Here is a 26,212-nt window from a genome sequence, read left to right as displayed (position 1 = left end):
CGCCGTTCAACCGAGAACACTTTTTGACAGTACTCTGAACTGACTGTCGGCGAGAGTCATGGGTGATACACTAGAGTACGACGAAAAGGAAGCGCGACAGGAGGCGGCGATATACCGGACACAAGCGGCGGCCGACCGGCGTGAACTCGTCAGAGAGACGCTCGACCTACAACGGGGTGATCGAGTACTTTCGATCGGTTGCGGACCCGGATTTGAGCCAGCCGAACTCGCCGGAGCAGTCGGTGAGAGTGGATATGTTCACGGTATCGACCGTAGCGAGGCCATGCTCACACTGGCGAATCAGCGGTGCGACGACCTCCCGCAGGCGGCGCTGTCGAAGGGCAATGCCCTCGACCTCCCGGTTGCAGACGAGTCATTCGATGCCGCCGTCGCCGTACAGGTATTCGAGTATCTCGACAGGGTTGACGCGGCGGTCAACGAACTCGCTCGGGTTCTCCGGCCCGGTGGGAGGGCGGTCGTCTGTGACGCTGACTTCGACTCGCTCGTGTGGCGGTCACCAAACCCCGCGCGGATGGAACGGGTTCTGGACGCGTTCGACGACCACTGTCCGTGGCCCCATCTGGGTTCGCGTCTCGCGCCCTTGCTACGGGACGCGGGACTGACAATCGAACGAGTCGAACCGAACACCATGCTCGAAACGCGCCTGAACGACGAGAGTTTCGCCTACCACCTGATGGAGTTTATCAAGGACTACGCCGCAAACCACGACAGCATCGGCTCCGACGAGGCATCTGCGTGGGTAGCAGACCTCCGTGAACACGAGGAGAACGGAGCGACGTTCTTCAACTTCACACAGTATCTCTACCGCGTTCGAAAGAGCAAGTAGGAGGGGTTTGCGACACGCTGACGGCAACCTGCGACACGCTGGCGACACCCACAAAACGAGAGACGCACTAAACGAGTCGCGTTACTGAGTGACCTCGCAGGGAGAACTCGTGGCAATCCACCCATCGGCGTTGTCCGACTCGCGGATTTCGACCCAGCCGTCTGCGTAGTATACGGTCTTGTACATGGTTTTTATCGGAAGGGTGCGACGCCGCACAGGCGCGCGGGTACACGGTCCTTTCGCGGTTCCGCCGCACCCACACTGAGAGAAATCGGGAACGACTATCACTACCCACCGCCTTCGAGGGGCGTAATCGAACCTTAGCAACCGGGTTGGTCTCTGCCTACTCCGGGTTGGTCACGAGTTGGCTCCGCTTACTTCGGGTTGTTCGCTAAATAACTACCGCGCGAGCGGCATCGAGTAGGACGTCTCTTCTTCCAGCACAACCTCCCAAGCGCCTTCGCACTCGCAGGACACCTGTGAGAACACGCTCGGGTCCTGTCGCAGGTCGAAGTCCTTGATGGCCTTCTGCACCAGATCATCGCACTCTCCGCAGTTGTGGGGGCCGCGGTCGGAGCCGTGGCCGACCGGGTCGGAGACGACAATGGCGTCCACGTCAGCCGTCGATTCCAGCACGTCGGCCACCGACCAGAGCCACGGCGGACGGTAACCGCCGTTGAAGTACAGTTCGTCCACCATCGTGTAGCGCTGGACGTTCGTCGGATTCATCGAGATAGTGTGACAGTGGTCAACCCCGGCGCACCGTCGGATGGAGGACTTCATGTCCTCGAGAGCCTCCGATTCGGAGAGGAACGGCGGCTTCATCAGGAGATACGCCTTCACGCCCGCATCGACGGCACCGGCTTCGGCGCAGGCGTCCTCGAAGTCCGCGAAGTCGAAGTACTTGTTCACGCAGTCGTGACGCACGCGGTCCGTCGCCGTCTCCAGTCCGATAGCGACGTCAGTTTCGAGACCCTGTGAGGTGAAGTCCTCTAACTTCTCGCGTTCGACGAAGTCAGGAAGCGACTCCACGACGATGCGCTCGCGGTCACCGAACGTCTCGGCGATGGCCGCGCGCGTCTCCGCATCGACTTCGCGTTCGTCGAGGAAACTGCCGGAAGTGTAGATCTTGATGAGGTCTGCGGGGTCGTCAGCGTTCTCCGCTTCGTGGTCCAGGCAGACCTGTATCTGGTCCATCAGTGCCTCGTGGGCGACGCTTCCGCCTTCGACTGATTCTGCGACGTAACCGCACATTGTACACCCGCCGGCGCGCGCCCAGCGACACCCGCCGGTGTTGAGGATGATCGTGAGCGATTGCTTCACGCCGTCCGGCGTGTTGTCTTCGTCCAACCAGACGCGTGTGGGTTCGTGCGGGTCGTACGTCCGGTCCTTGCGCGAGCGGATCTCGCGCATCACTTGGTTGTGGGCATCCATGCCCTTCCCCCGTTCGTAGACTTCGGGGCTCGGCTGACTCATTACCGGTCGTATCCGACGTGCGCGTAAATCCGCTTCGCCTGCGCCGCCGGAATACGTGACAACGAAACGAAATTAGTGAAACCAGAACTACCGGCCAAAACCACCGGAAATGTCGGTGCCGTACCGCCGTCTCCTCGGCCAGTTACTCATCGAACGTAACCGGTTGCGATTACTCTCGTGTGAGAATCACTAACTCATTCTAGGACGAATATAAACATAGATAGTTACCTATGACAGACCAAGGCGGATTCAACGACCACGTAGCGCGGGTTGATCTCTCGTCGGGGGAGGTGCAGTACGAAGGAATCGACGACGAGGACGCGCGGAAGTACATCGGCGGGCGCGGCCTCGGCGTGAAATACGTCTTCGACCAAGGGCCGGACGTGGACCCGATGGGGCCGGACAACCTATTGGCGTTCGTGAACGGACCGCTGACCGGGACGCAGGCACCAATGAGCGGTCGCATTGCCGTCTGTACGAAATCGCCGCTGACCGGCACAGTCACCGACTCACACCACGGCGGGTGGTCGGGTGCGCGGCTCAAGTGGTCCGGGTTCGACGGCCTCTTGTTCGAGGGCAAGTCCGAAGATCCCGTCTACGCCTACGTCGAAGACGGTGAACTGGAACTCCGCGACGCCTCCCATCTGTGGGGCAAAGGCGTCCACGAGACGATGGAGACGCTCGAATCGGAGATCGAAGGGGCGTTCGGCAAGAACCTCTCAGTGATGGCCGTCGGCCCCGCAGGCGAGAATGAAGTTCGCTACGCCTGCATCATAAACGAGGACGACCGGGCCTCGGGACGCGGCGGAACCGGCTGTGTGATGGGGTCGAAGGGTCTCAAAGCCGTCGTCGTCAAGTCGGGAACGAAGATGCCGAAACCGGCCGAACCCGAGACGTTCACGAAGGGCTATCAGCAGGCGATGGAACTCATCCGCGAGTCCGACGTGACCGGCCCGAACGAGGGTGGCCTGTCGCTGTACGGGACGAACGTCCTGATGAACCTGACCGAGGAGATGGACGGGCTTCCGACGCGGAACGCCCGGTACACCTCGACGCACTCGGAGGCAGAAGGAAGCCCCGACGACCCCAACATCGAGGCGGAGAAAGTGTCTGGTGAGAACGTTCGTGAGAATATCCTCGTGGACGAACCGACCTGTCACTCCTGTCCCGTCGCCTGCAAGAAAGAGGTCGAAGTCACCTACGAACGGAAGGGCGAGGAACTGAACGTCCGCGGTGAGTCCTACGAGTACGAGTCCGCGTTCGCTCTCGGCCCGAATTCGATGAACGACGACCGCGACAGCATCGCCGTCATGATCGACATGTGCAACGATCTCGGGATGGACACCATCGAGTCGGGCAACATGATTGCGATGGCGATGGAGATGACAGAGCAGGGCAAACTCGACGATGTGGACGAGGACATCGAGTGGGGCGATGTCGAGCACATGATGGACGTGCTGGAGGACATCGCCCATCAAGAGAGCGAACTTGGTGAACTCCTCGGAAACGGAGCAGAACGCGTCGCCGAAGAAAAGGGCGCACACGACAACAAACTCTCTGTCAAAGGACAGACCATCCCGGCGTACGACCCGCGTGCGATGAAGGGCATGGGAATCGGCTACGCCACCTCGAATCGCGGCGCGTGTCACCTGCGCGGATACACGCCCTCGGCCGAGATTATGGGTATTCCCGAGAAGGTGGACCCGCGAGAGTGGGAGGGTAAAGGCGAACTCTGCGCCCTGTTCCAAGACATGCACGCCATCTCCGACTCGTTCGACATCTGCAAGTTCAACGCCTTCGCGGAGGGAATTGAGGAGTACGTCTTACAGTACAACGGGATGACGGGCCGCGACGTGACCGAGGACGAACTGATGGAGACGGGCGACCGCATCTACACGCTCGAACGCTACTACAACAACCTCGCAGGCTTCGACGGGTCCGACGATACGCTTCCGGGCCGCTTCCTCGAAGGCGACGAAGCCATCCCCGGACAGGGTGCCTCGGACGGCCAACTGTGCGAACTCGACGAGATGAAAGAAGAGTACTACGCGCGGCGACAGTGGGTGGACGGCGTCGTCCCCGACGAACGCCTCGAAGAACTCGGCATCGATATCGGTCCGGGCACGGGCGTCTCATCCGGCGACAGCCCCGCGCCCGCAGACGACTGAACGCCGCAAAACGGCGCGGAACGCGATTTTCGTTTTTACTCCGGCGCCGAGTCCGGAACGAGTGATTTCAGACGACGAACCGGAGGACCCACAGCGTCACCATTCCGGCGGCGATGGTGGCGAATACGTCCTCTGCGAGCCACGCGACGATGGCCGCGACGATACCCGCGAGAAGCCGTTCGTTGCCCACCGCAACAGAGAGGTCCGACAGCGACACCGAAATCGGCGCGAAGTGGGCCGAACCCTCACTGACAACGAGCGCCGGAACGACGAGCGCGGCGAACACGGCAGGCGGGACGTACCGGAGCGCGTGTTTCAGTCGTGGCGGGACGGTGTCAATACGGCCGAACAGGTAGATGAACGACGCGCGAATGGCGAACGTGGTGATGCCGACAGCGATGACGACGCCCCAAATCGAAAGCGGGCCGTACTCCGTCGGCATCAGTGACTCACCTCCTCTTCGGTTTCGACTGCCTCGTCGCCGATTGCCGCGGCGGCGACGCCAGCGAGGACGCCCGCGAGCGCGCCGAGGAGGAGACCGAGGTTGAACGGCAGTCCGGGCGAGCCGCCAACGACGACGACTTCACCTGCGACGGCGACGCCGCCGCCGACAACGGCCGCGACGAGACGCGGGCGATTCGACACCGACGGAACGAGGAGTGCCAGAAACACGAGCGGGACGGCGAACTCAAGCCCCCACGCATCGGGGACACCGGTACCGAGAAGGATACCAAGAACCGTACACACCTGCCAGACGATCCACAACGACGCCGCGACGGCGAGGTAGTAGTTCCGCCGCTCGTTCGAGTTCGGGCGTTCCGCTGGCGCTCCCTCATTGTACCGAGCGATAGAGAGCGCGTAGGCCTGATCGGTGAGCAGATACGACGAAACCGCCTTCCACCGCGACCGGACGCGCCGAAAGTGCGGCGCGATGGACGCCGAGTACATCATCATCCGCAGATTGATGACGACGGCGGTGACGAACACGACGACGAGTTCGGCGTTCTGTCCCAACAGGTCGATGATGGCTAACTGCGACGCACCGGCGAAAACGACCACAGAAAGCCCCACCGCTTGGAGTGGCGAGAGTCCGGCGTTGACGGCCGCAACGCCAGCCACGAGACCGAACGGAATGATACCGACCAGAATCGGACTTACGTCGCGGACACCGCGGCGAACCTCTGGTGGGATGAAGGACACGACTGCAAGAGTGCGTCGTCCCCACTAACCGGTACCGTTTCCGGCACGGATGGCCGTGTCATGCTATTCTGTCGCAATATCATCACGATAGTCGATCAAACCGGCGTCGTCGCATCCGAACGGCGGTTCCAAAGGATGTAGCAGACGACGCCGACGACGAATGCGACGCCGACGTTGGCCACAACGCCGAGCAGCCCAACGCCGACAGCAAACCAGCGGGCGTCGGTGTCGAACCCCGCCCGTCCGAGTTCGACGGCGACGAGAGCGAGGACGACGCCGAGCATCGAGAGCGGGAATGCGGCGACGATGCCGACGGCAAAGACGGCAGCGAGAGCATACAGCGTGCCAAGGACGATATTCGACCACGCAGTGCGCGCGCCGAAGGCGTACTTCCCGGCGACACCGCCGCTCCCGTGGCACATCGGCACTGCACCGAGCGGGACGGCGAGCAAGTTCATCACGCCCATGCTCGTCGCCAGTTCGTCCGGCGACACGTCGGCGTCGTAGTAGTCAGACAGGAGCAACGAAGTGGCGACGGCGGCGTTGCCGACGGTCATCGCCAACTGCGCCGCGGTTCCTTCAAGCGCCGACGACGAGAGGGCCGACAGGGACGGAAGCACGAACGTTACGTTCGGAACGTGCGGCGTCGGGAGACCGGTCTGCGGAATCACGACACCGAAACCGACGGCGAGGACGACCAACGCACTCGCTCGGCGGTATCCCGCGACCGATACTATCGCGGCGACGCCGACCGCAAGGGTAGCGAAAGCGGGGCTTCCGAGGCTCAGTCGGATGCCGGTTTCGAGCAACAGAAGTGCGACTGCGAGTTGGACGCCGCGGACGACGGGTTCACCGACGTAGTGGCTCACTCGACGTAGTGTTCGGGTCGAACCGGCGGTGAAGAGGATCACGCCCGCAAGTAGTCCAGCAACGACGAGTTCGTCCGTGGTAAGCGATCCCGCGATGACGAGCGCGGCCAACGCCTTCATCGGTTCAACGGAGACGGGGAGACCGTAACGAACGCCCCAGACGACCTGAAAGACAGCAAATCCCAAGAGGAGGTGTGAGAGCGATAGCTCGGTCAACGCCGCGATAGCGACGACGACGGGGAGTACCGTAACCGAATCTCCTATCGCGCCGGTGAACGCTCCGACCGAGAACTTCGGGGATTCTGAACCGAATACGCCGGCCGAGAGCGACATACTCGTACGACACGTCGTACCAACCAATCAAAGTATTCAGTAACCGAATCCGACTGTATACCAGATATTTGTAACCGGTTTTAGTTTCACATCCGTTTGTAGTCCAGCGGTAGTGGATGGTATATATACACACTAGCACTGTCTAGCCGCAGACCATTTAACTCGGACTTCCATTGACGGGGATAGTTGCTTGAAACGACGGTCGAGCTGTCGTTTCACTCAAACATCTATGCGTACTGATACTGAATCACACGAGAAAATCGCGGAATCGACGGAGTCGAAGGCGCCCGATCTGGACGATTTTACCGGCTACGAGGACGGAGCAAGCTACGTCGTCTGTGACAAGACCAACGCGAATGCCTGGATTCGGTCGGACATCACTCACTCACTGAACAACTAGCAACGGCTGTCAGCACCGTACCGACCGCCGTCTATTGTGGCGGACGTGTCGGAGACCCACGGGTGCGTACGGCAGGAAGACACCCAGGGTCTCGTGTCTGTTAGCTCAGCGGCAGTCCTTGCAAACGTACTCCGTTCCCGCACCCAGGTGCTCCCACTCGGGACGGGCGATGTAGGCACCGCACTCCGTACACCACGTCCAGTAGACCATCCGGTCGTGAGCCAGCAGATCACCAGCCGCGTTCTCCTCACTTGATTCACGGCGGATTTCGATGTGCGTCTCCGTCACGGCAGCGACGGTGCCGTCGATGGACGCGTGCTGGCTATTGCTAATTCCGTCCTGCGCCGGAACAGCGATCATCTCCCCTTCGGTAACCTCCGCTCCCGCTTCGACGATTGGACGGCTCTTTGCAACGACATCGCCGAAGTCCGGGTTGGTGATGAGCGGAATACGAACGACATCCGGTTCGACTGTCGTCGGCTCAGTTTCGTGGTCGCCCGACCAGTCGTAGGCGTTGAGGACGTTGACTCGACCGTCGCCAAGGGTATTGTCGGCGACCATGTCTTCGTCAAGCGCGAGCACGCAGTTCGTTCGCTTACTGACGCCGAACTCGGTTGGCGATACCTCGACTTCGAAGCACCAACCGGGACCCCCGTCAGCAAGCGTTTCGCCGTCGTCCAGTTCCGTGGACTCTCTCCCCGCGGCCTCGAGCAGCGTCGTAGCGGGCGTTCCCACCGGAGCCGAAAGGAAGCGGTGACGTGGGACGTTTCCATCGACGTGGACGTACTTTTGCGTCACGGCCTCGCCTTCGTCCAACGCATGGAGGACGTTGAACATCGTCTCGGTGTTCTGCACAATCCACCCGTGGTCCATCGGTAGCTCGTTCTGTAGGACGACATCAGCGACGAGTCTGAGCAGGACGCTCTCCATTCCGTACTCGTATCTGTCGTCGGTGTAGGCGAACACGATACCCGACTCGTCAGCCGGATCGATCGGTAACTGCGCTGCCGTGTACACCGTCCCGTCCAAGGCGGCTTCGAGTTCTCCCATCCATTGCGCCCGGTCGGTTTCCTTGGCGCAGATGACGATTACCTCGAACGTCTCTTCGAGGAGCGCGTCGAACAACGACGCGAAATCCGCAGTGTGGGATTTGCCCAGCCACTTGTCGATGTAGTAGATCGGCTCGCTCTCCTGGTGGTTTACGAGGAGAAACGGCACCTCATCGAGGCGCTCCCACTTCGCGTACGTCGGGAATCCCGCCCCACCAGCACCCGAAATGCCAGCGTTACGAAGTGTTGTGGCGATCTCCGGTACCTCCGCTTGTCCAAGCCGCTGGAGGTTTACGCTCATGAGCCTATTCTAGATCTCTCTGCAGCATCACCATAGCATTTCTGTTACGCATAGCAATTCCGAGATGACTGGCAGATAATAAATACCATTGAGAATGTGCAGAATAGCCAGTATTCGATACGCGCCAGTCTGCAAATTCAGCTAGTTCTATATCGCGTCACGGAATTTATCAACCGAGTCGATGGCGAGGGAATGTTTGTGCTAATCCCCGTAGGCGAACCTTCTCACGGCGTCTGCGACCAGTTCCGGTTCTGACTGCGTAGCGACGTGTCCGACGCCGTCGAATTCAACAACACGACTGTCCGACAGGCGTTCGTCCAGCTCGAACACAGCGTCTCGAAGGTGTGCTGGCCCGTACTCGCCTGTCAAGAGAAGGGTCGGAACGTCGATATCGGGTTCCGCCGGAAGTTCGTACGCTTCCACCTCGTAGTTCTCTCGGACCACGGTTTCGGCGAGCGAGAGGCCTGCCTCCTCGGGCCACCACGGCAACTGCTCAACGTCAGGGATGCCGCCCGCTTCCTCAAGGAACAGTCGCATTGCGTCCTGACGCTGACCGGCATTGAGTCGGGATTCCATCCGCGAGGCGAGGTCATCTCCCCTGTGGTCACCGACCAACAGTGCGGGTTCGTACAGCACGAGTCGGTCGAGAGAAATCTCCGATGCGGCAGCAAGCGCGACAAGACCACCGAACGAGTGACCAAACACCGTCGTCGGTCCGTCTACCGCCTCAACGAGGGCACGCAGGTCAGCAACCTCCCGACTCAGATCATACTTGTCGCCGTCGCCACTTTCTCCACGGCCCCGCCGGTCGGGAATGGACAGCGTGAAATCGTCGGTGAGGTGTGGCCTGAGTGCGTCCCAATGCTGACGTGTCCCGGACCCGCCGTGGAGGAGAATCAGCGAGGGTCCTTCTCCGTGTCGTTCGTACCCAATACTCGTTCCATCAGCCGACGTGACCGTCTTCATTGCAGGAGACATTGCTTTGCGGTGCAGTCAGCTAAGTCTGACTCTCAGCTATTCGGCCAGTTATACAGAATCGAGGAGAATACCTGACCCTAAAGGGTCAGGATGAATCTGACAACGACTCCACAACCCACCGTTGATGGCAGGGCCGGATATTCCACCATTCTCAATCCGAATATTTACTAGAGACGCGAGTATAAGTGCTTATACAGACGTTCAGAATGCTGGAAGTCCACCGCACCCACCGAGCGAAAATCCTCAACCACTCCCAAGTGGCTGAGATGCTCGACCGGCACGGGTGGTCGGCCAGTAAGCTCTGGAACGTCGCCAACTACCACTCCCGCAACGTGTGGGAGGATACGGGTGAGATTCCCGACCACGGCGACCTCAAAGACGAGTTGAAGACCCATCCAAAATACAAGGGACTGCATAGTCAGTCCAGTCAGCGCGTTCTGGAGGAACTCGCTGAAGCCTTCAACTCGTGGTACGGTAAGAGGAAGTCTGACAGTCGAGCGAATCCGCCCGGCTACCGCAAGAAAAACTACTACGATCAACATGGTCGTCGCGTCCACGAAGAACACCCTCGCTCCACTGTAACGTGGAAGCAAAACGGCATCAAACACGACGCGAAAAACAACCGCGTTCGCCTCTCGAAGGGCGCGAATCACAAGGAACACCCCCGAGCATGGGAATACATCCTTGTCGAATACGAGACACGACCCGGCGTCACGGTCGAAAACCTGCAACAAGTCCGTGCCGTCTACGACCAATCAAAGGAGCGGTGGGAACTGCACCTCGTCTGTAAAGACGAAATCGAGGCGCCCACCGCTCCCGGTACCGAGACGGCAGGTATCGACCTCGGTATCTGCAACTTCGCCGCTGTCGCATACAGCACCGAGGAAGCCGACTTGTACCCCGGCAACCGTCTGAAACAGGACGGGTACTACTTCCCGAAAGAAATCGCCAAGTGCGACGACTCGGGTGGCGATAGGGCCACGCGACTTCATCACAAGTGGTCGGAGCGCCGCACGCACTTCTTTCACTCCTTAGCGAAACACATTGTGGAGAAGTGTATCGAGCGGGGCGTGGGTCGCATCAACGTCGGGAAGCTCGCTGGTGTCCGCGAGGATGAGAACGGCGAGTCAAAGAACTGGGGAAAGCACGGGAACCTCGACTTACACGGGTGGGCGTTCGACCGCTTCACCAAGATTCTCACGTACAAAGCCAAGGTTGAGGGCATTGATGTCGTAGAGGTTTCAGAGCGCGACACGAGTAAGACGTGTTGTGTCTGCGGTAGGAAAGACGACAGTCAGCGTGTTGAACGCGGCCTGTACGTGTGTGATGAGTGTGACGCGGCGTTCAACGCTGACGTGAACGGGGCGGAGAACATCCGTCTCAACATCAACGAAGCAGAAAGTAACTCCGAGTCTCCGCCCGGTTTGGACGGGAATAGGAGTACCGGCTGGTTGGCACAGCCCGGAGTCTACCTTCATGACTTGTCCAGCGGATTCCAACCGCAGGAACAAGTGGTAGACTGCAAACCTTAATATCCCAATCCAGCGGTGCGGTGCCGTGGGATTCCCGCGTGTTCACGCGCGGGAGGATGTCAACCACGGTCATTTACATTAACGCACACAAAGTTATTCTATGCGATATCTTACTGTTCTAGTCAAACCAAATGGAGAGAATGCGTTCCATCCACTTGGAGGGGAGCTAACGGACGAGCCGTCTATCAAGCGGAGAGCCATTCACCATATCGAACTGCTTGCTGATGATACCGTGCTGCTATTTGCCGAGGCAAGCGGCAGCCAGAAACGCTATCGGGAAATCATGGATGACTCGCCGCACGTCATTGATTATCTTGTATCCGGAGATGAGCGTTGGATGGCCGTGAGTCAGTTTGAACCGACAGAAGAGGTTCGCCGGAATCTGGAACTCCAACGAGAATCACACCTAGTCATTGATACACCGATTTACTTTACGTCAAACGGATCTCTCAAAGTAACGTGCCTCGGAACCGACGCAACTTTCAAAAATCTATTCGAGAATGTTGACGAAGCAGATAGTATTACATTTGAAATACTCGAGATGGGTGATTTCGATCCAGACCAATCATCGTTCAGCAGGATGTTCACACCTCGGCAAGAGGAAGTCCTAGAGACGGCAGTCGATCTGGGATATTACAACGAGCCTCGTCAAGCGACACTCGAAGACATTGGCGAGGTTGTTGGAATCGCTCCTGCGACAGTTGGTGAACACCTCCGAAAAGTCGAAGAATGTGTATTTAGCGAAATTGTTTGCTGATGTTGCGTCGGATCACCTCACGTGCAGATTGAGTCGTTCCTATCTGGCGCGGTTCAGACCGTGTTGTGCTTTAAAAATAGCCCTATGACTGCGGCAGTAACGATATTCAGTTCCGTCGTTTATTTTCATATATCCCGGTTTAAATTTCCATGACTGTAGCACAAATACAGAACCCAACTAGAGTTCTACGCCAACGCTGATGAGAGACACAAAAACGCGCCCGAACACTGATGCAGCGTCGCGTACTGGTCACCGTGTCGAATCCGTCCGTCACCTCGAGGCCTGGGACGGTTGGTGCGTCCAGAGCAGTTCGCTCACCGAAGCCCGGTCTCGTGTGGACGTCTCGGATCAGCGTGGCTCCAATCTGAACGACGCTCTCAAGGGGGGAGTATGCCGGTAAATCCTAGCTTCCTCGAACGGCTGGTTTTGCTCCGACTCAACAAGGGCCCAGCCCCGATGCTCGATTTGTTCGGCGCATCGAGTTTCAGGTCGGTTACACTCGCGTTAGAGATCGGTCTCTTCGAGACCATAGCGGATGTAGATCGCCCGCTTACGGCTGAGGATCTTGCCGACCGCCTCGACGCCCATCCTGACGGAATCGCTGTGTTTTGTAATTTCCTCGTAAGCGAAGGATACCTCGAAGCGGTCGGGGACCGGTACCGGCTCACCGGAATGACGGAGAAATGGCTGTTGGCCGAGTCCGAGACGAACATGGGGCCTTGGTTGACCTACTGGAACGACCTCGTCTTTCCGTTCTGGGAGCAAGAACTCGAAACCGCGATCCGCGAGGGTGAGCCGAGCCAATCCATCTACGAGTGGTTCGACGAAGACCCCGCTCGCTGGGAGACTGCACAGGAGGGATTCCGGGCGACGGCGTCGCTCCTCGTCGACGACGTGGTCGATTCGATGACCGTTCCAGCGGGACAGAGCCGTCTGTTGGATGTCGGCGGCGGTCACGGATTGTACGCCATGGAATTGTGCCGACGACATCCGAAGCTCTCGGCCACTGTCTTCGACTACCCGGGCGCTATCGACGCAATGGAGGACGACATTCCCGACGAGCTAGCTGGGCGTCTGGGTACTCGGACGGGCGACTACTGGACCGACGACCTCGGAGAGGGATACGACATGGCTCTACTTTTCAACGTCGTCCACGCGCACAGTCCAGCAGAAAACACCGCCCTTTTCGAGCGGGTGAGGGACGCGCTCGCACCGGGCGGCCGGATAGTCGTACTCGACCAGTGGGAGGGGAGCGGGCGGACGCCGGTTAGCCGTGCAGGCTTACGGTTCGTCGCACTGACCTATCATACGACGCTCGGGGCAAACGTTTACGAACACGACGAAGTATCCTCGTGGCTTCAGGCAGCCGGGTTTACCGGTATCCAACGCCAGAGTGTCGGTCCCATCTCGGGAATGGCGATTGTCGAGGCGACCAAGCAGTAAGGGGTGGCACTCGGCGGGATCGAAAATAGCAGACGATCAGTTCACCAGACACGATATTAAAAAGATATAACTCGTCATCAGGTTGATTCATCGTATGAGCTCTCCATTCGAAAGCCCAGCCATCCGCTACGGGATAGGATTCGCCAATGCCGCGATACTTGTATTTCTCGCGTTCTTCATGCTTGATGAGATGATGCGATGGATCGTACTCGGCATCGCAGTCATCGAGATTCTAGTCGTTCCGCAAGTGCTGAAACAGGCGACATAGTAGAGCACAGACCGGATCAAATCGCCACTGTTGGACGTTCTCTCATTGTTTCACGAAAATCGATAGCCCCGTCGGATTCGCGCGAGGGGGTACTGAATTAATCGGCTGTTATGAGACGGTCGAGATTCATGCCGAGTTCATTTTCACCCTCGCGTTCGCGTTCACTTTCACTGCGGTTGGCTAACGACTAAGCGGTCGGGATCCGTTTCTTGTGAATGTACGCTGCCGGCGGCCCGACAATCGCCCTGATCGACGAATACGTCAAGTCGGACTCACCCGCGAGGAAATGAAGGCAAAGCCGAAGCGTGGCACTCGAACCGAAGTCTCGCAAACTTCTCTGTGTAGAATCTCACCTCCGAATAGCCGGTGCAAACCCCAATGCAAGTAACAGTCTTCGATATCGACGTCGAATTGGACGAATCGATCACTGATTCTGAACCAACATCGATCCGAAACCAGATCGCAGCGTACGAGCGAGGAGAACGCTCGACGTTCGACGTGGACATTCGGTTCCCAGAAGGATTGACTGGAGCGGTGATGCGCTGTATGCGACAGATCCCGTACGGAGAAACCCGAACCTACGGGGAAATTGCGACAGAACTCCAAACGGCCCCGGTTGCGGTTGGTCAAGCCTGTGGTCGAAACCCCGTTCCGATTCTCGTCCCGTGCCACCGGATTGTCGGCACCGAGTCACTCGGTGGGTTCTCCGCTGGCGGGGAACACGGAGAGACACTAAAACATCGATTACTCGCTCTTGAACGAGCAGACGCCGTAACAGACGGCGTCCAAGCAACGCTTGACGATATTACGACCGCGAGAAACCAAGCGCAACCCGAGAAATAGCGGACGCAGCGTTGTACCGTGCAACACTACGCTCGTCAACCGGGTTATAGGGTCGTCCCCAGACATTTCAGTCTCCAGAGAACCTGTCAATCAAACCAATATTAACGGTTGAGATCACAGAAAAAGATGGTCCCCATGCCAGCCATTGAGACAAGCGACCTGACAAAGCGGGACGACGGAACTCCCGCAGTTACAGACCTCTCACTCTCGGTGCGGGAAGGAGAAGTCTACGGATTCCTCGGCCCGAACGGCGCAGGGAAGTCAACCACCATTGACATGTTGATGGATTACACGCGGCCAACTAGCGGGAACGCAACCGTTCTCGGCATCGATGCACAGACGAATGCCAGTGCAATTCACGCCCGAACGGGAATCCTCCCGGATCGATTTGGGGTCTACAGCTCACTCACCAGGCGTGAACACGTCGAATAGCTTCCAAAGCGGAGGGGCCAAGCTATCGACCGACGACGACGGCTTCTCGAATCTCCATTGCGGACTCGAACTCGTCACGTCGCCCGTGTTTCGTGCCGATGCGGAGCAGTTGCTGTTCGTGTGCGCGGCGGAGTGCGTCTGCCTCCCGGTTTTCGAGTTCGAGCTCCGATCCGAGTTCGGCCCAGTGGTCCTTAGGAACGAGAAAGACAGACCGGTCGGCGTCGTCGTAAATGCACTCGAACCGGCGGTCGTACTCTGCAGTCCGTTGAACAAGATACGACTGCGCGCGATGAACGAGGTCAGGTAGTTGGTTGGGAGTGACGCTGGCACGCGCACCCGCAAGGAGAAGAACGTCGCCGTCCAGCGGAACCGTCGTCGTCATCCGAGTTAGCCGCCCGCCCGCATCGCCTTCTGGGAGAAGCGGTCGATGAGGTCGTCAAGGATGCTCGGGTCGCCCTCGAACGTGACGGTGACCTCGGTGAGCTCGATAGTCGGCCCGATAGGAACCTTCTGGGCCGAGAGCGACGCGGTCCACCCGTCGCCCTCAACACGGTCCTCTGCGACGCGTTCGCCGCCTAGATTTTCGAGGTACTGACCGGCGAGACGCATTGAGATTCCGCGGAACGATTTCTCACGCGTTACCGTCCCTTCATCGTCGTCAATCACGCATACCTCCGGCGACCGGCGGGAAGATACTGAGCGTATCTTCGTCGCCGAGTTCGGTTTCGATGCCCTGTTCGTGTTGCACGTCGCGGCCGTTCAACAGCACGTTCACTTGCGGACGGACGTGGCCGTCTTCGAGGAGTTCCCCCGCAAGACCACTGTACTCGGCTTCGAGTTCGCGCAGGGCGTCGCCGACGGTCGTCACCTCGTAGTCTCGTTCGATGGTCTTCGTCCCCACCGCCTCACGGAAATTGGCGAAGAACCGCATCTGCACCCTCATACGTATCGATGCGTTCCGGCGGCCAAAAAAGTGCGCGCCGTCGTGTTCAGCGCTTGTCGAACCTAATTCCGTCTTCGACTAGTCGGTAGTTCCGCTCGCGTTCGATGTGCGTGTCGAGCCAGTCGTACGCTCGAATTTGCGCGATGAGGTCGGCTTGGAGGTTTCGCCACGCGATAGCATAGATTGGCGACTGGCCCCACGCGCGGAGTTCAGGAACGAACGCGTCGTACGTCTCCATCCGGTCTTCGAGGTGTTCGATGGCGTCAACGGCGTAACTCGCCGCCTCGGAATCCGACTCTGCCCGCTCGAACGCATCGTTCAAACTCGTCTCGATACCCTCGACTGCCCGTTTCAGATCCGCCGCCGCGTTCCCGCCATCCTCGGGAAGTGAGTCGAGAATTTGCTGTGGGACGCCGAGCGAAATCCGTCGGTCGCTGGTATCGTCTGTCATGCACAATCCGTCGTCACGGGAAGATAAAAAGTCGTGGGCGATTCCGAGTCGTGCTGGAACGGTCGGCAGATCCGCTCCGAGCCGACTACTTCTCTTCGACGTGGCGTACTTCGACGGCGACGCCGCGCGTACTTTCGGTCATCTCCGCGCCGAACATCTCCGCGCGGCCGACGGCGAACGCCTTCGGGCCTTCGACGATGACTTCGTCGCCCACGCGAATATCGTCGTCCGCGTCCACGACACCGGGTGCGAGGACACTCCCGTGCGGCGCGAAGTTGTCGATTTCGACGCGTTTCGTTGGTGCGTCCGAGTCGCTCCAGACACGCGCACCGGCGAGCGTAAAGGAGAGAACGCCGTACTGCGGTACCATCGCGGCCAACTGATCGCCGTCGCCGTTTCTGACCTGGAGTTTCGGGTAGCGACTCGTCATCTGCACGTCCACGTCAGCGAAGAGCGCGTCACCAGCACCGTCACCGAATTGATAGTCGGCAATCGCTTTCACGGTGTTGTGCTGGCGTTCCCGCTTTGAGTACTTCAGTTCGCCCTGTAGCGTGGACATCAGGTTGGCGATGGAGTCTGTGGTCGTCGGGTGGTCCTCGACGGTGTACTCGAACGGTACATCGACTTCCTGCTCGACGCGTTCGCAGATGTCGCGGTAGCCGTGTTCGGGGACGTGTGCGACAACCCGCGGATAGTCGTTGCGTTCGAGATACTGTGTGAGGACACTGGCGACGAACTGCTTTTCGTCTTCGGACCACCGCCCCGTCACCACGGTGTCGTAGTGCTGGGCGGGATAGGTGAGTTCGAGTTCCGACGGGACGACACCGATCGGAGAGGTCATCGAGGCAAGATGCGCACGGAACTGCACGGCGTCGTGGAACTGGCTGTGACTCTGCGATTCGCTGTACGGTTTCGTCGCCGAACACGGAACGAGGACGAGCGGATTATCGAATCGGTTCTTGTAGCGCGACGTCACCCGCTCTGCGAACCGTTGAATCTCGACGCGCCGAATGCTGTCCGAAGAGGCCGCGGCAATCTCTGAGTTCCGGATGAGAGGCGTCCGCTCTTCGAGGTAGCCGTACTGCTGGTCGAACTCCCGGAAGGCGGCGGTCAACCACTGGTTGTGGCGGGCCTGTCCTTCGATATAATCACGCAAACGGCCGTCTCGAATCCGCTGGCGAACAGTTGCGAGTTCTGCGCGGAGCGCGTTCACGTTGTGCGCCGCACAGTCTTCGTGGGTGAACTCCTCACGGGGCGTCTGACACGCCGCACAGGTGCAGGGGAGTTCATCAAGGTCTTCGAGGAAATACTCGTTCTCGCTCGTGAGATACATCCCCTGTCGGCCCTTTACGCGGGCGAGTTTGGCGTCTACGAGGTCAACCCCGGCGTAGACGAGCGTGGCGACGTTGCGCGGCGTGGCGACACCCGAAAGATAGAGTGCCGTATCGGCGGGAAGCGCATCTTTTGCGGCGACGATAGCGTCGCGGAACGCGGAGGCGTGGCCGACGAACCCCTGTGCGTTCGAGAGGATATACGCGTCCGAACCGGCGTCGGTGGCCGTCTCAGCGGTGACGACGGCTGCTGAGGGATAGTCAACGTCAGGGGAATCGACGGCGAACGACGACTGTACTTTGTCGTCGGTTCCGGCGGGGAACGACCGGTGGGGAAGCACCGTCAGCACGTCGTCGGCCCCCTCGGGAACGTCCCGCTCTGCAGCCCAGAGACTCCCTGTGTCCTCCACCACCTCGTCGGCGAGAGCGGGAGTCGTCACGGGATCGGCGAGTCGGAGTTCGCCGAGACGGGCCGCCCCGTCGCGCCCGTGAATCTCGAAGTAGTCAGTCATACCTCGGATTCGGCCGTGGAGGGTGAACTATCTTCCCTTCTCCAGTGGCGCTCTATTCTGCGATCATTCTGCCGGTCCTTCGCACTCGCGCACGCGAAGAAACTAATATACTGCCACTAGTAACCAAAAGCATACAGTAGCTCCCGAGAATGTCCAATATTGTTCTGCCTCGTGTTTTTTCTGTCGAGAGTACGAACGGAACGTATGAAACGAACCGACCACTGGCCGGCGGACGAGGCGGAGACGTTCCTCCGAGAATCGACGGTTCCCGTACGTCTGGCGTGCCGGACGCCGAGCGACGATTTGTGGATGCTTTCGCTGTGGTACGAATGGGTCGGCGGAGAGGATAGTTCTGAGTTGTGCTGTGCGACGAGCGCCGACGCCGACGTGGTGCGTTTTCTCCGCGCAAACGACGATGTCGCGTTCGAGATCTCGACGAACGATCCGCCGTACCGCGGCGTCCGCGGGCGGGGCACGGCGTCGATAGAACCCGACGAGGAGAAAACACTGTTGCGAAGCCTCTTGGAACGATACCTCGGCGGAACGGAGAACGAACTCGGTTCGTTTCTCCTCGACGACGACCGCGAGGAGGTTCGAATCCGCATCACGCCCACACGCCTGCACTCGTGGGACTACTCTGGTCGGATGCGCGACGTAGTTGCTGATGAGGCGAACAACGAGTCGAACGGCGACGCCAACGACAATTGACATCCTCCCCGCTCTAAAGGGCGGGGCTTTCTCCTTGTGTTTCCGTAAAGTAAAGCGAGTGTCGCCACTCGGTCAGCGACGCGTGAAAGAAGTACGAGTGCGTGAGATGCCGGAGTCAGTCGCGTTTAGTCGCGGCGGACAGCGATAAGGGCCGCGGCGACGAGTGCGATGATGGCGACAACGACGCCGAATCCGGGCGTTCCGGTATCGGTGCCGTCCGTCGCCTCGTTCATCTCAGTCCCGGTTTCCATCTCAGTCTCTTCGTCCGCCATTTCGGTTTCCGTCATCGTCTCTGCGTTCATCTCGGTCTCGGTCATCTCGCCGTCTTCGACCGAGGCTTCGGCGGTCGCGACGACCGCGCCGCCGAGGGCAACGTAGGGACCGTCCTCTGCACCGTCACTGGTCACGAAGTCGTACGCCTCGTTGCCGTTCGTGTCCATGTGCGCCATCGGAACAATCGTCGTCGTCTCGGTCAGCGGCTTGGAGAGTTCGACAGTGACGTTCTCGTGGGTCCCGGGCGAGAGATACGCGGACGTGCCGCGCACGCTCTCGAACACAGCACCCTCGGAGACGGTTGCGTCGTGGACAGTGACGAACCCGCCGTCGTGGAGCGTCACGGAGTCGATAGTGACCGTCTGTCCGTCAGTCGTCTGGTCGGCGGCGGTGACGACGGCGTTCACCGAGGTACGGGCCGTATCGACGACCGCGTTACCGCCTGCGGTGTACGGGCCGTCCGCTTCGGGGAAATCGTATGCTTCGTTGCCGTTCGTGTCCATATGCGCCATCGGCACCAGCGTCTGCGAGGCGCGAATCGGCTCTGCGAACGTCACGGTGACGTTCTCGTGGACACCCGGTTCGAGGTAGTCAGAGGTGCCGAGGATGCTTCCCTCAACTTCGCCGGCGAACAGGGAGGAATCGTGGACAACCACGAACCCGCCTTCGGAAAGTTCGACGCGGTCCACGACGACGCTGTGGCCGTCAGACGCCTGCATCGACATGTCAACGCTGGCCGAGAGCGTGACGTTGGCCTGCGCGACGACGGCACCGCCGTCAGCCGTGTACGGACCGTCCGCCTCGCCCTCGCTTTCAGGAAACGTGTATTCCTGATTGTCGTCCGTATCCATGTGCGCCATCGGAACGAGCGTCGTGGAGTTGTTCAGCGGCGCATCGAGGCTGACGCGGACGTTCTTGTGCAGGCCGGGGGCGAGATACGCGGAGGTGCCGCGGATACTCTCGAACACCGCACCATCGTTCAGCGTCGCGTCGTGAACCGTCACGAACCCGCCTTCTGGCAGGTACGCGGAGTCAACGACGACGGACTGTCCGCCGGAGGACTGCGCAGAGAAGGTGACGTTCGCCGTCTCCGAGAGCGTCACGGCGGCGGTATCGACGACAGCGCTGCCGTTAGCCGTGTACGGACCGTCCGTCTCACCTTCGCTTTCGGGGAAGGTGTACATCTGGTCGCCGTCGGTGTCCATGTGTGCCATCGGAACCAGCGTGGTGTTCTTCTCGACAGGCGTGTCGAGAGTGATGCGGACGTTCTCGTGGACGCCCGCTTCGAGATATGCGGACGTGCCGCGGATGCTCTCGAACACTTCACCCTCGGTGACAGAGGCGTCGTGAACCGTCACGAACCCACCGTCGGAGAGTTCCACGCGGTCAACGACGACGGACGTGCCGTCGGTCGGCTGGTCCGACATCGACACTGTCGCAGAGACGGTGACGTTCGCCTGCGAGATGACGGCGCTCCCGTCGGCCGTGTACGGACCGTCGGTTTCGCCGTTGTCCGCGACGAAGTCGTAAACGCGGTCACCGTCGGTGTCCATGTGCGGCATGGCGACGAACGCGCCGGATTCCGAGAGCGGTTCGTCGAGGTGAACGGTCACGTTCTCGTGCGTTCCCGCATCGAGATACGCCGACGACCCGACAACGCTCCCGAGGACATTACCGTCTGCGACGGATGCGTCGTGGATTGTGACAAACCCGCCGTCGGGAAGTGTGACGTTTTCCACGACGACCGTCGAACCACCGGATGATTGTGCGGCGAACGATACCGACGCCCCCGACGACTGCTGCGCCGCGGGCGTTGCGGCCGCGCCCGCCGGAGCGGTTCCGACGAGAACGACCAACGTTACGAACACTGTCAATGCGCGTTGCATACCATGGACGGGGATCGATATTTAAAAGAAGATTTTCCGGACTTTCACCCAAATTCACCCCTGATTCGACCGACGTGCCTCGGTTTTTCGACCGGCATCGGAACTGTCACGAAGTCAGAACGGTGTGTCAGCGCGACAGTATCAACAGGCGACAAACAAGAGCGGGTAAAGACAGCCGAAAAGAAGCGTCAGTCGAACGTAATCCACGCGAGGAACAGCAGACCGAGCGTTTCGAGGACGTGCAGGAGCATCATCGCTCGCCACGCGATAGCCGGAACGTCAGTGGTGAACCAGTCCCTCAGCGTGGGGTCCACGAGGTAGATATACAACGCGAGGGCGTTCTCGGCGAGGAGAAGGACGGCGAAGACGAGGAGACCGAGCGGGTACTTCGAGCGGATTTCGAGATAGTTACGGGCCCAGACCGAGGCGAGACCTAGCAGTAACAGGACGTTCAGGGCGCTCGCAACCCGCGCAACGTCAAACCAGATGCTCATTCGTTCTCCCTTGCCGCCTGCACTTGATATACACTTTCCCAAATTCCACCATGGTTAGTCCATTCCGTCCAGTATCTCCTCTATCGTGTCCCAGTTCGCGCGTGCCCGATCAGTGGGGAGGTAAACGGCACCGTAATCGTCCCCGCTACTCTGGACGACGCTGTTTTCCATCAGTACGTCGAGGTGGTGTCTGACCGTCTTGTAGTCTAAATCGAGGTCTTCAGCGAGTTGGTTCGCATTCCGAGGCCGCGAGTCGAGGGCGCGAAGGATACGCGCACGGTTCGCTCCGCCACGCGTGCCCGTGAGTACGTACCACAAGACGGCCTCCATCGTACGCAGTCACTCGCGCGCGCCACCTAAGCCCATCGAACGGATCGGTTGATGTGGTCGTCTAGTCGAAACTGAACAGTCAGACCGTCTCCTCGCCGTTTTCGGGCGAGACGCTGTGGATCGACTCCGTCGTCACGTCGTCCGGGACGCGTTCGAGTGCTGACTCAGGCCACCCGTCGTGGGCGAGGACGAACGCGGTCTCGGGATTCTCCGCGGCGAGTCGTGCGACGCCCTCGGCGGCCATCTCGTAGGCGGCGCGGTCGGTTCGGTCCGGCACCTCCGCAGTGAGCGGGTACGTTTCCGAGAGGGCGCGCGGGAACGGACCGAACGGCGGGACGACCCGCCACGTCGCGTCGAACTGATCGCCTTTCGGTGTCCCGCCCTGTGTGAGCAGAACTGTCCCCGTTGCATCCAGCCGAGCGAGTCTGTCGTGGTGCCGACGGACCTCGGGCCGGAACGCACTCTCCTCGGAGAGATAGAAGAACGACCCTTTCGAGACGGGGTCCTCGCGTTCGAGTTGGTCGGTGTGTTCGAGGAGAGCGCGGTAGCCATCGAGCATCGCCGGGTGTGACCGTGCACGTTCCTCGACGAGTTCGAGGAGATTGCCCGAGCGAATCGCCTGCTTCACGCGGTGCAGTTCCTCGAAGGAAACGTGGAGGTTGTGTTCTGCGAGAAGACGTTCCTGTTCCGTCTCGTCGGCCGCGCGGAGTTCGTCCGGCGAGTGCGACGTACAGATGGGACACGAACACGGAAGATAGTCGAGGTCCTCTAAATGTTCGGTGCCGCGGACGGTGAGGTAGCGGCCGTCACGGGCGTAAAGCGCGTAGGCCGCTGAATCGAACAGGTCACACCCCATAGCGACGGCGAGAGCGAACATCATCGGATGGCCCGCGCCGAACAGGTGAATTGGCGCGTCGCGGCCGAGTCCCCGCTTTGCGCCCGCAACAACGTCCACCATGTCGTCGTAGCGGTAAGAGTTCATCAACGGAACGACAGCGCCGATGGGGAACACGTCCAAGTCGGTTTCGTAAGCCGCCCGACCTGCCTCTTCTCGGAGGTCCGGATACGTCGAACCCTGTACGGGTGCGTTGACCAGCATCTCACCAGTATCAACGTCTTCGGCATCTTGCAGAGCCTCCTCGGTGACGGCGAGTTCGCGCTCGGCCTGTTCGCGGGGCACGTCCGGCGGCGTCGGAATATCGACGGGTGTGCCGATGTCCGTCCCGATATCGTACTGGAACTGCAGAATCTCACGCGTCGTCACCGTGATATCGCCGTACTCCGCGAGTTGGAACGACCCCGAGTCGGTCATGATCGCACCGTCGAAGTCCAGCATCTCGTGGAGACCGACGTCGAGGGCTTCCTCGTGTAAGTCGTCGTTCTTGTGGATGATGTAGGAGTTCGTGATGAGAATCTGCGCCCCGAACTCGGATTCGAGGCGCGCGGGCGACACCGTGACGATGTTGGGGTTGATCACCGGCAACAACGCCGGCGTCTCAACTGTTACGCCCGCGCGGGGGACAGTGAGTTCGCCAATTCGGCCGGCAACGTCCCCATCGCGTATCTCGAAGTGATCGCGCATGGTTCGTTTTTCCGAGGGGCGTTGCTAAGGGTTGCGTTCGTGAGCGGTATCTGTTCCGCCAGTGACTGGCGTTTTAAACTAAAGGTCAGTTTTTAGTTTATGATCAGGTAGTATTGTTGGATATTCGAAACCAAACAGATAACTCTAGTTACCAGAATTGGTATTTTGGGCGCGGATGTTAAGTATAGCTTCGCCTTCCGTCAAGTTATGTTGGGGAGTCTATCACCACTCGAAGTAACGGGACTCGTCGTCTCGCTCATCGGGCTAGTTCCGGTGCTAACGCAATACAGGGACGAGACGAAACTGTTCACCGCGGGTTACGTCCTGCTCGTGGTGGGGATGGTTGCAACGAACCTCGAAACGTTTGCACTGGAGCCAGTGCTCAACGTCGTCGAACACGCCATCGGTATCGGTGCCGCAGGTGTGGTGTTTCTGGCCGCGGCGTACGTCCGCCGTGAGTCGGTTGTGAAGGGGTGAACACGAATGGTTGCAATTGCACCCATATTCGACGCCATCGGCGCTCTGGGATTCGTCGGTGCGGCAGCGCTCGGCTACCTTAACTACCGTGACAGCGACGCAGAGTCGCCGTTCTGGATGACGTTCACCTTCGCGTCCGTGTTGGGCGTTGCGTGGACGATAGCACTCATGCTGGAAAAAGCGGGTATCTACGCGGAGGTGTTCGACCTTGCAACAGGCCCACTCATGGCTTCGACGGTCGCCGTGTTCGCCATCGGTGGGACGGCAACGCTCGCCATCGTCGAGGACATGAAAGTTCTCGTCTCGGACGCTGAGGAGAAGAGCGAAGAACTCAACGCGCTGACCGAGACGCTCGAACAGCAGGCGGAGTCGTACAGCGAGAAGATGGAAGCCGCCTCCGACGGCGACCTGACAGTTCGGGTTGATCCCGACAGCGAGAGCGACGCGATGACGCGAATCGGACAGGCGTTCAACTCGATGGTCGCTGACATCGAATCGGTCACGCTCCAGATACAGTCGTTCGCCCAGCGCGTGGACGAGGAGAGTACCGAAGTCACCACGAGCGCGAACGCGGTAAAGCAGACCAGTACCGACGTGGCCAGTAGCGTTGAGGAGATTTCGGCAGCAACGGAGACACAACACCGGAATCTCGACAACGCCAGCGGCGAACTCAGCAACCTCTCGGCGACGATTGAGGAAATCGCCTCCTCGGCGGATGAAGTCGCCGCGGAGTCCCAGCGGACCGTCGAACAGGCCAAAGAGAGCCGCAAAGCCGCAAACAAAGGGACCGAAAAGATGGAACAGCTCGAATCGCGGGCGAGCGAAACCGTCGCCGAGGTCGAGGAACTCCAGTCGTCGGTCGAACAGATTGGCGAGGTCGTAGAACTCATCGACGACATCGCGGACAAGACGAACATCCTCGCGCTGAACGCGTCTATCGAGGCTGCAAGCGCCGGCGATGCGGGCGAGGGATTCGCAGTGGTCGCATCAGAAGTGAAGTCGCTGGCTGAAGAGACGGCGAAAGCGACCGAGGAGGTCGAATCGCTGATCGACGGCGTCGAAACGTCCACCGAGAACGTCACCGACGACATCTACGAGACGCAAAACGAGATTCAGCGCAGTCGGGATACCGTGGGCGAAGCCATCGAAAAACTCGGAGACGTGGTCGGCCGAATCGAGGAGAGCAACGAATCGATTCAGTCGATCAGCGACGCCACGGACGAACAGTCCAAGTCCACGCAAGGAGTCGTCTCGATGGTGGACGAGGTGACGGACCTCAGCGATCAGACGGCGACGGAAGCACAGAACGTCTCCGCGGCGGCCGAAGAACAGACGGCCGCGACGCAGGAGATCGCATCGGCGTCGAACGAACTCTCAGAGCAGGCCCAGCAGTTGCAGGCCATCGTCTCCGGATTCGAGGTATCGCAGACGCCGATGGAGTTAAACGAGGGTGAGTCCGACGAGACCGACGAACCCACGCAGACCGATGACACGCTATCTGCGAACCAACAGGCGGTTCCGAACAACGCCGCCGGGATGGGGCAGTCGGACTGATACGGACGGTTGCAACTGTTGTACCGGTACTCGGTCTCACCGGCTCAGCGATTACCGGTACAAAGCGACAACCGTGCGAGCACCCGCGCCACGACGATATTTTGCGGTGTGAAGTACTGCGCGTCGGAACGATGAGAACGTTCAAGCCGATGACGGGAAAAGAGGGGCCAGGATGCCCTCCGAATCGATGACAGAAGAAGCTGAACCGGCACAGCAGAATGCACCGCCGGAACCCGCGACATCGGCAGACGAACGGGGTGATTCGGTTCGCTCGTTTCGCACGAAACGCGGCCGCTGCCTCGTAGACGACACGTATCTCCACGTCGAAGAATCATTCGTGGGGACCTATCGAAATATGTATGATTACTGGTCGAGCGGATGGGTTGGTCGGTTCGTCTTTCTTGCGGCGATGTTCGCGCCACTCTACGGCTTGGGGACAGCCCTCTGGGTGACACGGGAGGACCCACTTGGAACGCCAGCACTCATTTTTCTCAGCGCCATCGGCGTGTTCGTCATTATTTCCGCCTTCCGACGAATCGTACAGGGGTACACCTCCGCGAGTCGCATCCCGTTGGCGGATGTACGGACCGTCAAATCCAATCGTGGCACGAAAGGTCTCACGAGTCCCCGCCTCCTCGTCGAGTACGACGCCGACGGCGCGACCAGAAAGCGAGTTCTCATGCTCCCTTCGCTGTACACGTCCGACGGTGAGGAACGATTCGAGGAGGCCCAGCGGACCCTCTCAGCGGCGGGCCTCGACGTAAAATAACGGGGC

27 protein-coding genes and 1 pseudogene are annotated in these 26,212 nt (G+C 59.8%); 13 read left to right on the top strand and 15 right to left on the bottom strand.

Annotated features, from left to right (window positions below):
- Positions 1-58: 58 nt before the first annotated feature.
- A complete protein-coding gene (locus HBOR_RS03025; protein WP_006055207.1) occupies positions 59-847 on the top strand; it encodes a methyltransferase domain-containing protein in 789 nt (262 codons plus the stop codon).
- Between the two features lie 399 nt (positions 848-1,246).
- Here the strand turns inward: HBOR_RS03025 and HBOR_RS03020 are convergent, their stop codons facing one another.
- Positions 1,247-2,323 (bottom strand): archaeosine biosynthesis radical SAM protein RaSEA, encoded by a 1,077-nt coding sequence (locus tag HBOR_RS03020; RefSeq protein ID WP_006055209.1) that lies wholly within the window; start codon positions 2,321-2,323, stop codon positions 1,247-1,249.
- A gap of 230 nt (positions 2,324-2,553) precedes the next feature.
- Here HBOR_RS03020 and HBOR_RS03015 point away from each other — a divergent pair, with 230 nt between their 5' ends.
- A complete protein-coding gene (locus HBOR_RS03015; RefSeq protein WP_006055210.1) occupies positions 2,554-4,491 on the top strand; it encodes an aldehyde ferredoxin oxidoreductase family protein in 1,938 nt (645 codons plus the stop codon).
- Between the two features lie 67 nt (positions 4,492-4,558).
- Here the strand turns inward: HBOR_RS03015 and HBOR_RS03010 are convergent, their stop codons facing one another.
- The 3 genes from HBOR_RS03010 to HBOR_RS03000 form a co-directional block, all read right to left on the bottom strand.
- Positions 4,559-4,933, bottom strand: coding sequence for an AzlD domain-containing protein (locus tag HBOR_RS03010; protein ID WP_006055211.1), 375 nt, complete (start codon positions 4,931-4,933; stop codon positions 4,559-4,561).
- Entirely contained in the window at positions 4,933-5,691 is a 759-nt protein-coding gene (locus HBOR_RS03005) for an AzlC family ABC transporter permease (RefSeq protein WP_006055212.1), read from the bottom strand. Before HBOR_RS03005 ends, HBOR_RS03010 begins: the two co-directional genes overlap by 1 nt.
- Positions 5,692-5,786: 95 nt before the next feature.
- Positions 5,787-6,893 carry a putative sulfate/molybdate transporter gene (locus HBOR_RS03000; RefSeq protein ID WP_006055213.1) on the bottom strand — a complete coding sequence of 369 codons (1,107 nt, stop codon included), beginning with the start codon at positions 6,891-6,893 and terminating at the stop codon, positions 5,787-5,789.
- 229 nt (positions 6,894-7,122) lie between these two features.
- On the opposite strand from HBOR_RS03000, the gene HBOR_RS19865 reads away from it, so the two are divergent.
- The gene (locus HBOR_RS19865) at positions 7,123-7,293 is read left to right on the top strand and encodes a DUF7331 family protein (protein WP_006055214.1); all 171 of its coding nucleotides are present in this window, start codon (positions 7,123-7,125) and stop codon (positions 7,291-7,293) included.
- A 105-nt stretch (positions 7,294-7,398) separates the two neighbouring features.
- Here HBOR_RS19865 and HBOR_RS02995 read toward each other — a convergent pair whose 3' ends face one another.
- Both HBOR_RS02995 and HBOR_RS02990 read right to left on the bottom strand, forming a co-directional pair.
- On the bottom strand, positions 7,399-8,643 hold the full coding sequence (locus HBOR_RS02995; RefSeq protein WP_006055215.1) for an NADH dehydrogenase: 1,245 nt from the start codon (positions 8,641-8,643) through the stop codon (positions 7,399-7,401).
- 201 nt (positions 8,644-8,844) lie between these two features.
- Positions 8,845-9,609 (bottom strand): alpha/beta fold hydrolase, encoded by a 765-nt coding sequence (locus tag HBOR_RS02990; RefSeq protein ID WP_006055216.1) that lies wholly within the window; start codon positions 9,607-9,609, stop codon positions 8,845-8,847.
- Positions 9,610-9,827: 218 nt separating this feature from the next.
- Here HBOR_RS02990 and HBOR_RS02985 point away from each other — a divergent pair, with 218 nt between their 5' ends.
- The 6 genes and pseudogenes from HBOR_RS02985 to HBOR_RS02965 form a co-directional block, all read left to right on the top strand.
- Positions 9,828-11,153: an RNA-guided endonuclease InsQ/TnpB family protein gene (locus HBOR_RS02985; protein ID WP_006055217.1), complete on the top strand. Its 1,326-nt coding sequence runs from the start codon at positions 9,828-9,830 to the stop codon at positions 11,151-11,153.
- A 100-nt stretch (positions 11,154-11,253) separates the two neighbouring features.
- Positions 11,254-11,910: a helix-turn-helix domain-containing protein gene (locus HBOR_RS02980; protein WP_006055218.1), complete on the top strand. Its 657-nt coding sequence runs from the start codon at positions 11,254-11,256 to the stop codon at positions 11,908-11,910.
- A gap of 390 nt (positions 11,911-12,300) precedes the next feature.
- Positions 12,301-13,353, top strand: coding sequence for a methyltransferase (locus HBOR_RS02975; protein WP_013440467.1), 1,053 nt, complete (start codon positions 12,301-12,303; stop codon positions 13,351-13,353).
- Positions 13,354-13,447: 94 nt separating this feature from the next.
- On the top strand, positions 13,448-13,621 hold the full coding sequence (locus HBOR_RS19860; protein ID WP_006055220.1) for a hypothetical protein: 174 nt from the start codon (positions 13,448-13,450) through the stop codon (positions 13,619-13,621).
- Between the two features lie 378 nt (positions 13,622-13,999).
- Positions 14,000-14,464 carry a methylated-DNA--[protein]-cysteine S-methyltransferase gene (locus HBOR_RS02970; protein ID WP_006055221.1) on the top strand — a complete coding sequence of 155 codons (465 nt, stop codon included), beginning with the start codon at positions 14,000-14,002 and terminating at the stop codon, positions 14,462-14,464.
- 135 nt (positions 14,465-14,599) lie between these two features.
- A pseudogene (locus tag HBOR_RS02965) lies at positions 14,600-14,890 on the top strand (ATP-binding cassette domain-containing protein); the annotation flags it as partial.
- Positions 14,891-14,918: 28 nt separating this feature from the next.
- Here HBOR_RS02965 and HBOR_RS02960 read toward each other — a convergent pair.
- The 5 genes from HBOR_RS02960 to arcS all read right to left on the bottom strand — a co-directional run bounded on the left by HBOR_RS02960 (position 14,919) and on the right by arcS (position 18,133).
- Positions 14,919-15,278 carry a hypothetical protein gene (locus HBOR_RS02960; protein WP_006055223.1) on the bottom strand — a complete coding sequence of 120 codons (360 nt, stop codon included), beginning with the start codon at positions 15,276-15,278 and terminating at the stop codon, positions 14,919-14,921.
- Positions 15,279-15,283: 5 nt separating this feature from the next.
- On the bottom strand, positions 15,284-15,505 hold the full coding sequence (locus HBOR_RS02955; RefSeq protein ID WP_049890549.1) for a hypothetical protein: 222 nt from the start codon (positions 15,503-15,505) through the stop codon (positions 15,284-15,286).
- 49 nt (positions 15,506-15,554) lie between these two features.
- The gene (locus tag HBOR_RS02950) at positions 15,555-15,839 is read right to left on the bottom strand and encodes a ubiquitin-like small modifier protein 1 (RefSeq protein ID WP_049890435.1); all 285 of its coding nucleotides are present in this window, start codon (positions 15,837-15,839) and stop codon (positions 15,555-15,557) included.
- 46 nt (positions 15,840-15,885) lie between these two features.
- Complete coding sequence (locus HBOR_RS02945; RefSeq protein ID WP_006055226.1) at positions 15,886-16,290, bottom strand: hypothetical protein; 405 nt, start codon at positions 16,288-16,290, stop codon at positions 15,886-15,888.
- A gap of 85 nt (positions 16,291-16,375) precedes the next feature.
- A complete protein-coding gene (gene arcS / locus HBOR_RS02940) occupies positions 16,376-18,133 on the bottom strand; it encodes an archaeosine synthase subunit alpha (protein ID WP_006055227.1) in 1,758 nt (585 codons plus the stop codon).
- A gap of 204 nt (positions 18,134-18,337) precedes the next feature.
- Between arcS and HBOR_RS02935 the strand changes: the two genes are divergently transcribed.
- On the top strand, positions 18,338-18,841 hold the full coding sequence (locus tag HBOR_RS02935) for a pyridoxamine 5'-phosphate oxidase family protein (RefSeq protein WP_006055228.1): 504 nt from the start codon (positions 18,338-18,340) through the stop codon (positions 18,839-18,841).
- Between the two features lie 125 nt (positions 18,842-18,966).
- On the opposite strand, the gene HBOR_RS02930 is transcribed toward HBOR_RS02935, so the two are convergent.
- The 4 genes from HBOR_RS02930 to tgtA form a co-directional block, all read right to left on the bottom strand.
- Positions 18,967-21,000 carry a DUF7282 domain-containing protein gene (locus HBOR_RS02930; protein ID WP_006055229.1) on the bottom strand — a complete coding sequence of 678 codons (2,034 nt, stop codon included), beginning with the start codon at positions 20,998-21,000 and terminating at the stop codon, positions 18,967-18,969.
- Between the two features lie 188 nt (positions 21,001-21,188).
- Positions 21,189-21,494, bottom strand: coding sequence for a hypothetical protein (locus HBOR_RS02925; RefSeq protein ID WP_006055230.1), 306 nt, complete (start codon positions 21,492-21,494; stop codon positions 21,189-21,191).
- Between the two features lie 54 nt (positions 21,495-21,548).
- Positions 21,549-21,824: a winged helix-turn-helix domain-containing protein gene (locus HBOR_RS02920; protein WP_006055231.1), complete on the bottom strand. Its 276-nt coding sequence runs from the start codon at positions 21,822-21,824 to the stop codon at positions 21,549-21,551.
- Between the two features lie 79 nt (positions 21,825-21,903).
- Positions 21,904-23,406 (bottom strand): tRNA guanosine(15) transglycosylase TgtA, encoded by a 1,503-nt coding sequence (gene tgtA / locus HBOR_RS02915; protein WP_006055232.1) that lies wholly within the window; start codon positions 23,404-23,406, stop codon positions 21,904-21,906.
- Positions 23,407-23,613: 207 nt separating this feature from the next.
- Between tgtA and HBOR_RS02910 the strand changes: the two genes are divergently transcribed.
- The 3 genes from HBOR_RS02910 (at position 23,614) to HBOR_RS02900 (ending at position 26,206) form a co-directional block, all read left to right on the top strand.
- On the top strand, positions 23,614-23,883 hold the full coding sequence (locus tag HBOR_RS02910; protein WP_006055233.1) for a hypothetical protein: 270 nt from the start codon (positions 23,614-23,616) through the stop codon (positions 23,881-23,883).
- A 6-nt stretch (positions 23,884-23,889) separates the two neighbouring features.
- The gene (locus tag HBOR_RS02905) at positions 23,890-25,437 is read left to right on the top strand and encodes a methyl-accepting chemotaxis protein (RefSeq protein ID WP_006055234.1); all 1,548 of its coding nucleotides are present in this window, start codon (positions 23,890-23,892) and stop codon (positions 25,435-25,437) included.
- A 172-nt stretch (positions 25,438-25,609) separates the two neighbouring features.
- On the top strand, positions 25,610-26,206 hold the full coding sequence (locus tag HBOR_RS02900; protein WP_006055235.1) for a hypothetical protein: 597 nt from the start codon (positions 25,610-25,612) through the stop codon (positions 26,204-26,206).
- Positions 26,207-26,212: the final 6 nt, after the last annotated feature.

It is taken from the genome of Halogeometricum borinquense DSM 11551 (genome assembly GCF_000172995.2).
GTDB lineage: Archaea > Halobacteriota > Halobacteria > Halobacteriales > Haloferacaceae > Halogeometricum > Halogeometricum borinquense.
This window is presented reverse-complemented; position numbering and strand designations above follow the sequence as displayed.

What these genes read in the sequence shown, in the direction of transcription:
- HBOR_RS02920 (WP_006055231.1), bottom strand. Translation starts at nt 21,824, where the DNA reads ATGGAGGCCGTCTTGTGGTACGTACTCACGGGCACGCGTGGCGGAGCG.
- HBOR_RS02950 (WP_049890435.1), bottom strand. Translation starts at nt 15,839, where the DNA reads ATGAGGGTGCAGATGCGGTTCTTCGCCAATTTCCGTGAGGCGGTGGGG.
- HBOR_RS02990 (WP_006055216.1), bottom strand. Translation starts at nt 9,609, where the DNA reads ATGAAGACGGTCACGTCGGCTGATGGAACGAGTATTGGGTACGAACGA.
- tgtA (WP_006055232.1), bottom strand. Translation starts at nt 23,406, where the DNA reads ATGCGCGATCACTTCGAGATACGCGATGGGGACGTTGCCGGCCGAATT.
- HBOR_RS03015 (WP_006055210.1), top strand. Translation starts at nt 2,554, where the DNA reads ATGACAGACCAAGGCGGATTCAACGACCACGTAGCGCGGGTTGATCTC.
- arcS (WP_006055227.1), bottom strand. Translation starts at nt 18,133, where the DNA reads ATGACTGACTACTTCGAGATTCACGGGCGCGACGGGGCGGCCCGTCTC.
- HBOR_RS19860 (WP_006055220.1), top strand. Translation starts at nt 13,448, where the DNA reads ATGAGCTCTCCATTCGAAAGCCCAGCCATCCGCTACGGGATAGGATTC.
- HBOR_RS02900 (WP_006055235.1), top strand. Translation starts at nt 25,610, where the DNA reads ATGCCCTCCGAATCGATGACAGAAGAAGCTGAACCGGCACAGCAGAAT.
- HBOR_RS02925 (WP_006055230.1), bottom strand. Translation starts at nt 21,494, where the DNA reads ATGAGCATCTGGTTTGACGTTGCGCGGGTTGCGAGCGCCCTGAACGTC.
- HBOR_RS02905 (WP_006055234.1), top strand. Translation starts at nt 23,890, where the DNA reads ATGGTTGCAATTGCACCCATATTCGACGCCATCGGCGCTCTGGGATTC.
- HBOR_RS02960 (WP_006055223.1), bottom strand. Translation starts at nt 15,278, where the DNA reads ATGACGACGACGGTTCCGCTGGACGGCGACGTTCTTCTCCTTGCGGGT.
- HBOR_RS02985 (WP_006055217.1), top strand. Translation starts at nt 9,828, where the DNA reads ATGCTGGAAGTCCACCGCACCCACCGAGCGAAAATCCTCAACCACTCC.
- HBOR_RS02955 (WP_049890549.1), bottom strand. Translation starts at nt 15,505, where the DNA reads ATGCGTCTCGCCGGTCAGTACCTCGAAAATCTAGGCGGCGAACGCGTC.
- HBOR_RS02980 (WP_006055218.1), top strand. Translation starts at nt 11,254, where the DNA reads ATGCGATATCTTACTGTTCTAGTCAAACCAAATGGAGAGAATGCGTTC.
- HBOR_RS02995 (WP_006055215.1), bottom strand. Translation starts at nt 8,643, where the DNA reads ATGAGCGTAAACCTCCAGCGGCTTGGACAAGCGGAGGTACCGGAGATC.
- HBOR_RS02935 (WP_006055228.1), top strand. Translation starts at nt 18,338, where the DNA reads ATGAAACGAACCGACCACTGGCCGGCGGACGAGGCGGAGACGTTCCTC.
- HBOR_RS03010 (WP_006055211.1), bottom strand. Translation starts at nt 4,933, where the DNA reads ATGCCGACGGAGTACGGCCCGCTTTCGATTTGGGGCGTCGTCATCGCT.
- HBOR_RS03025 (WP_006055207.1), top strand. Translation starts at nt 59, where the DNA reads ATGGGTGATACACTAGAGTACGACGAAAAGGAAGCGCGACAGGAGGCG.
- HBOR_RS02910 (WP_006055233.1), top strand. Translation starts at nt 23,614, where the DNA reads ATGTTGGGGAGTCTATCACCACTCGAAGTAACGGGACTCGTCGTCTCG.
- HBOR_RS02970 (WP_006055221.1), top strand. Translation starts at nt 14,000, where the DNA reads ATGCAAGTAACAGTCTTCGATATCGACGTCGAATTGGACGAATCGATC.
- HBOR_RS03020 (WP_006055209.1), bottom strand. Translation starts at nt 2,323, where the DNA reads ATGAGTCAGCCGAGCCCCGAAGTCTACGAACGGGGGAAGGGCATGGAT.
- HBOR_RS03000 (WP_006055213.1), bottom strand. Translation starts at nt 6,893, where the DNA reads ATGTCGCTCTCGGCCGGCGTATTCGGTTCAGAATCCCCGAAGTTCTCG.
- HBOR_RS02975 (WP_013440467.1), top strand. Translation starts at nt 12,301, where the DNA reads ATGCCGGTAAATCCTAGCTTCCTCGAACGGCTGGTTTTGCTCCGACTC.
- HBOR_RS02945 (WP_006055226.1), bottom strand. Translation starts at nt 16,290, where the DNA reads ATGACAGACGATACCAGCGACCGACGGATTTCGCTCGGCGTCCCACAG.
- HBOR_RS19865 (WP_006055214.1), top strand. Translation starts at nt 7,123, where the DNA reads ATGCGTACTGATACTGAATCACACGAGAAAATCGCGGAATCGACGGAG.
- HBOR_RS02930 (WP_006055229.1), bottom strand. Translation starts at nt 21,000, where the DNA reads ATGCAACGCGCATTGACAGTGTTCGTAACGTTGGTCGTTCTCGTCGGA.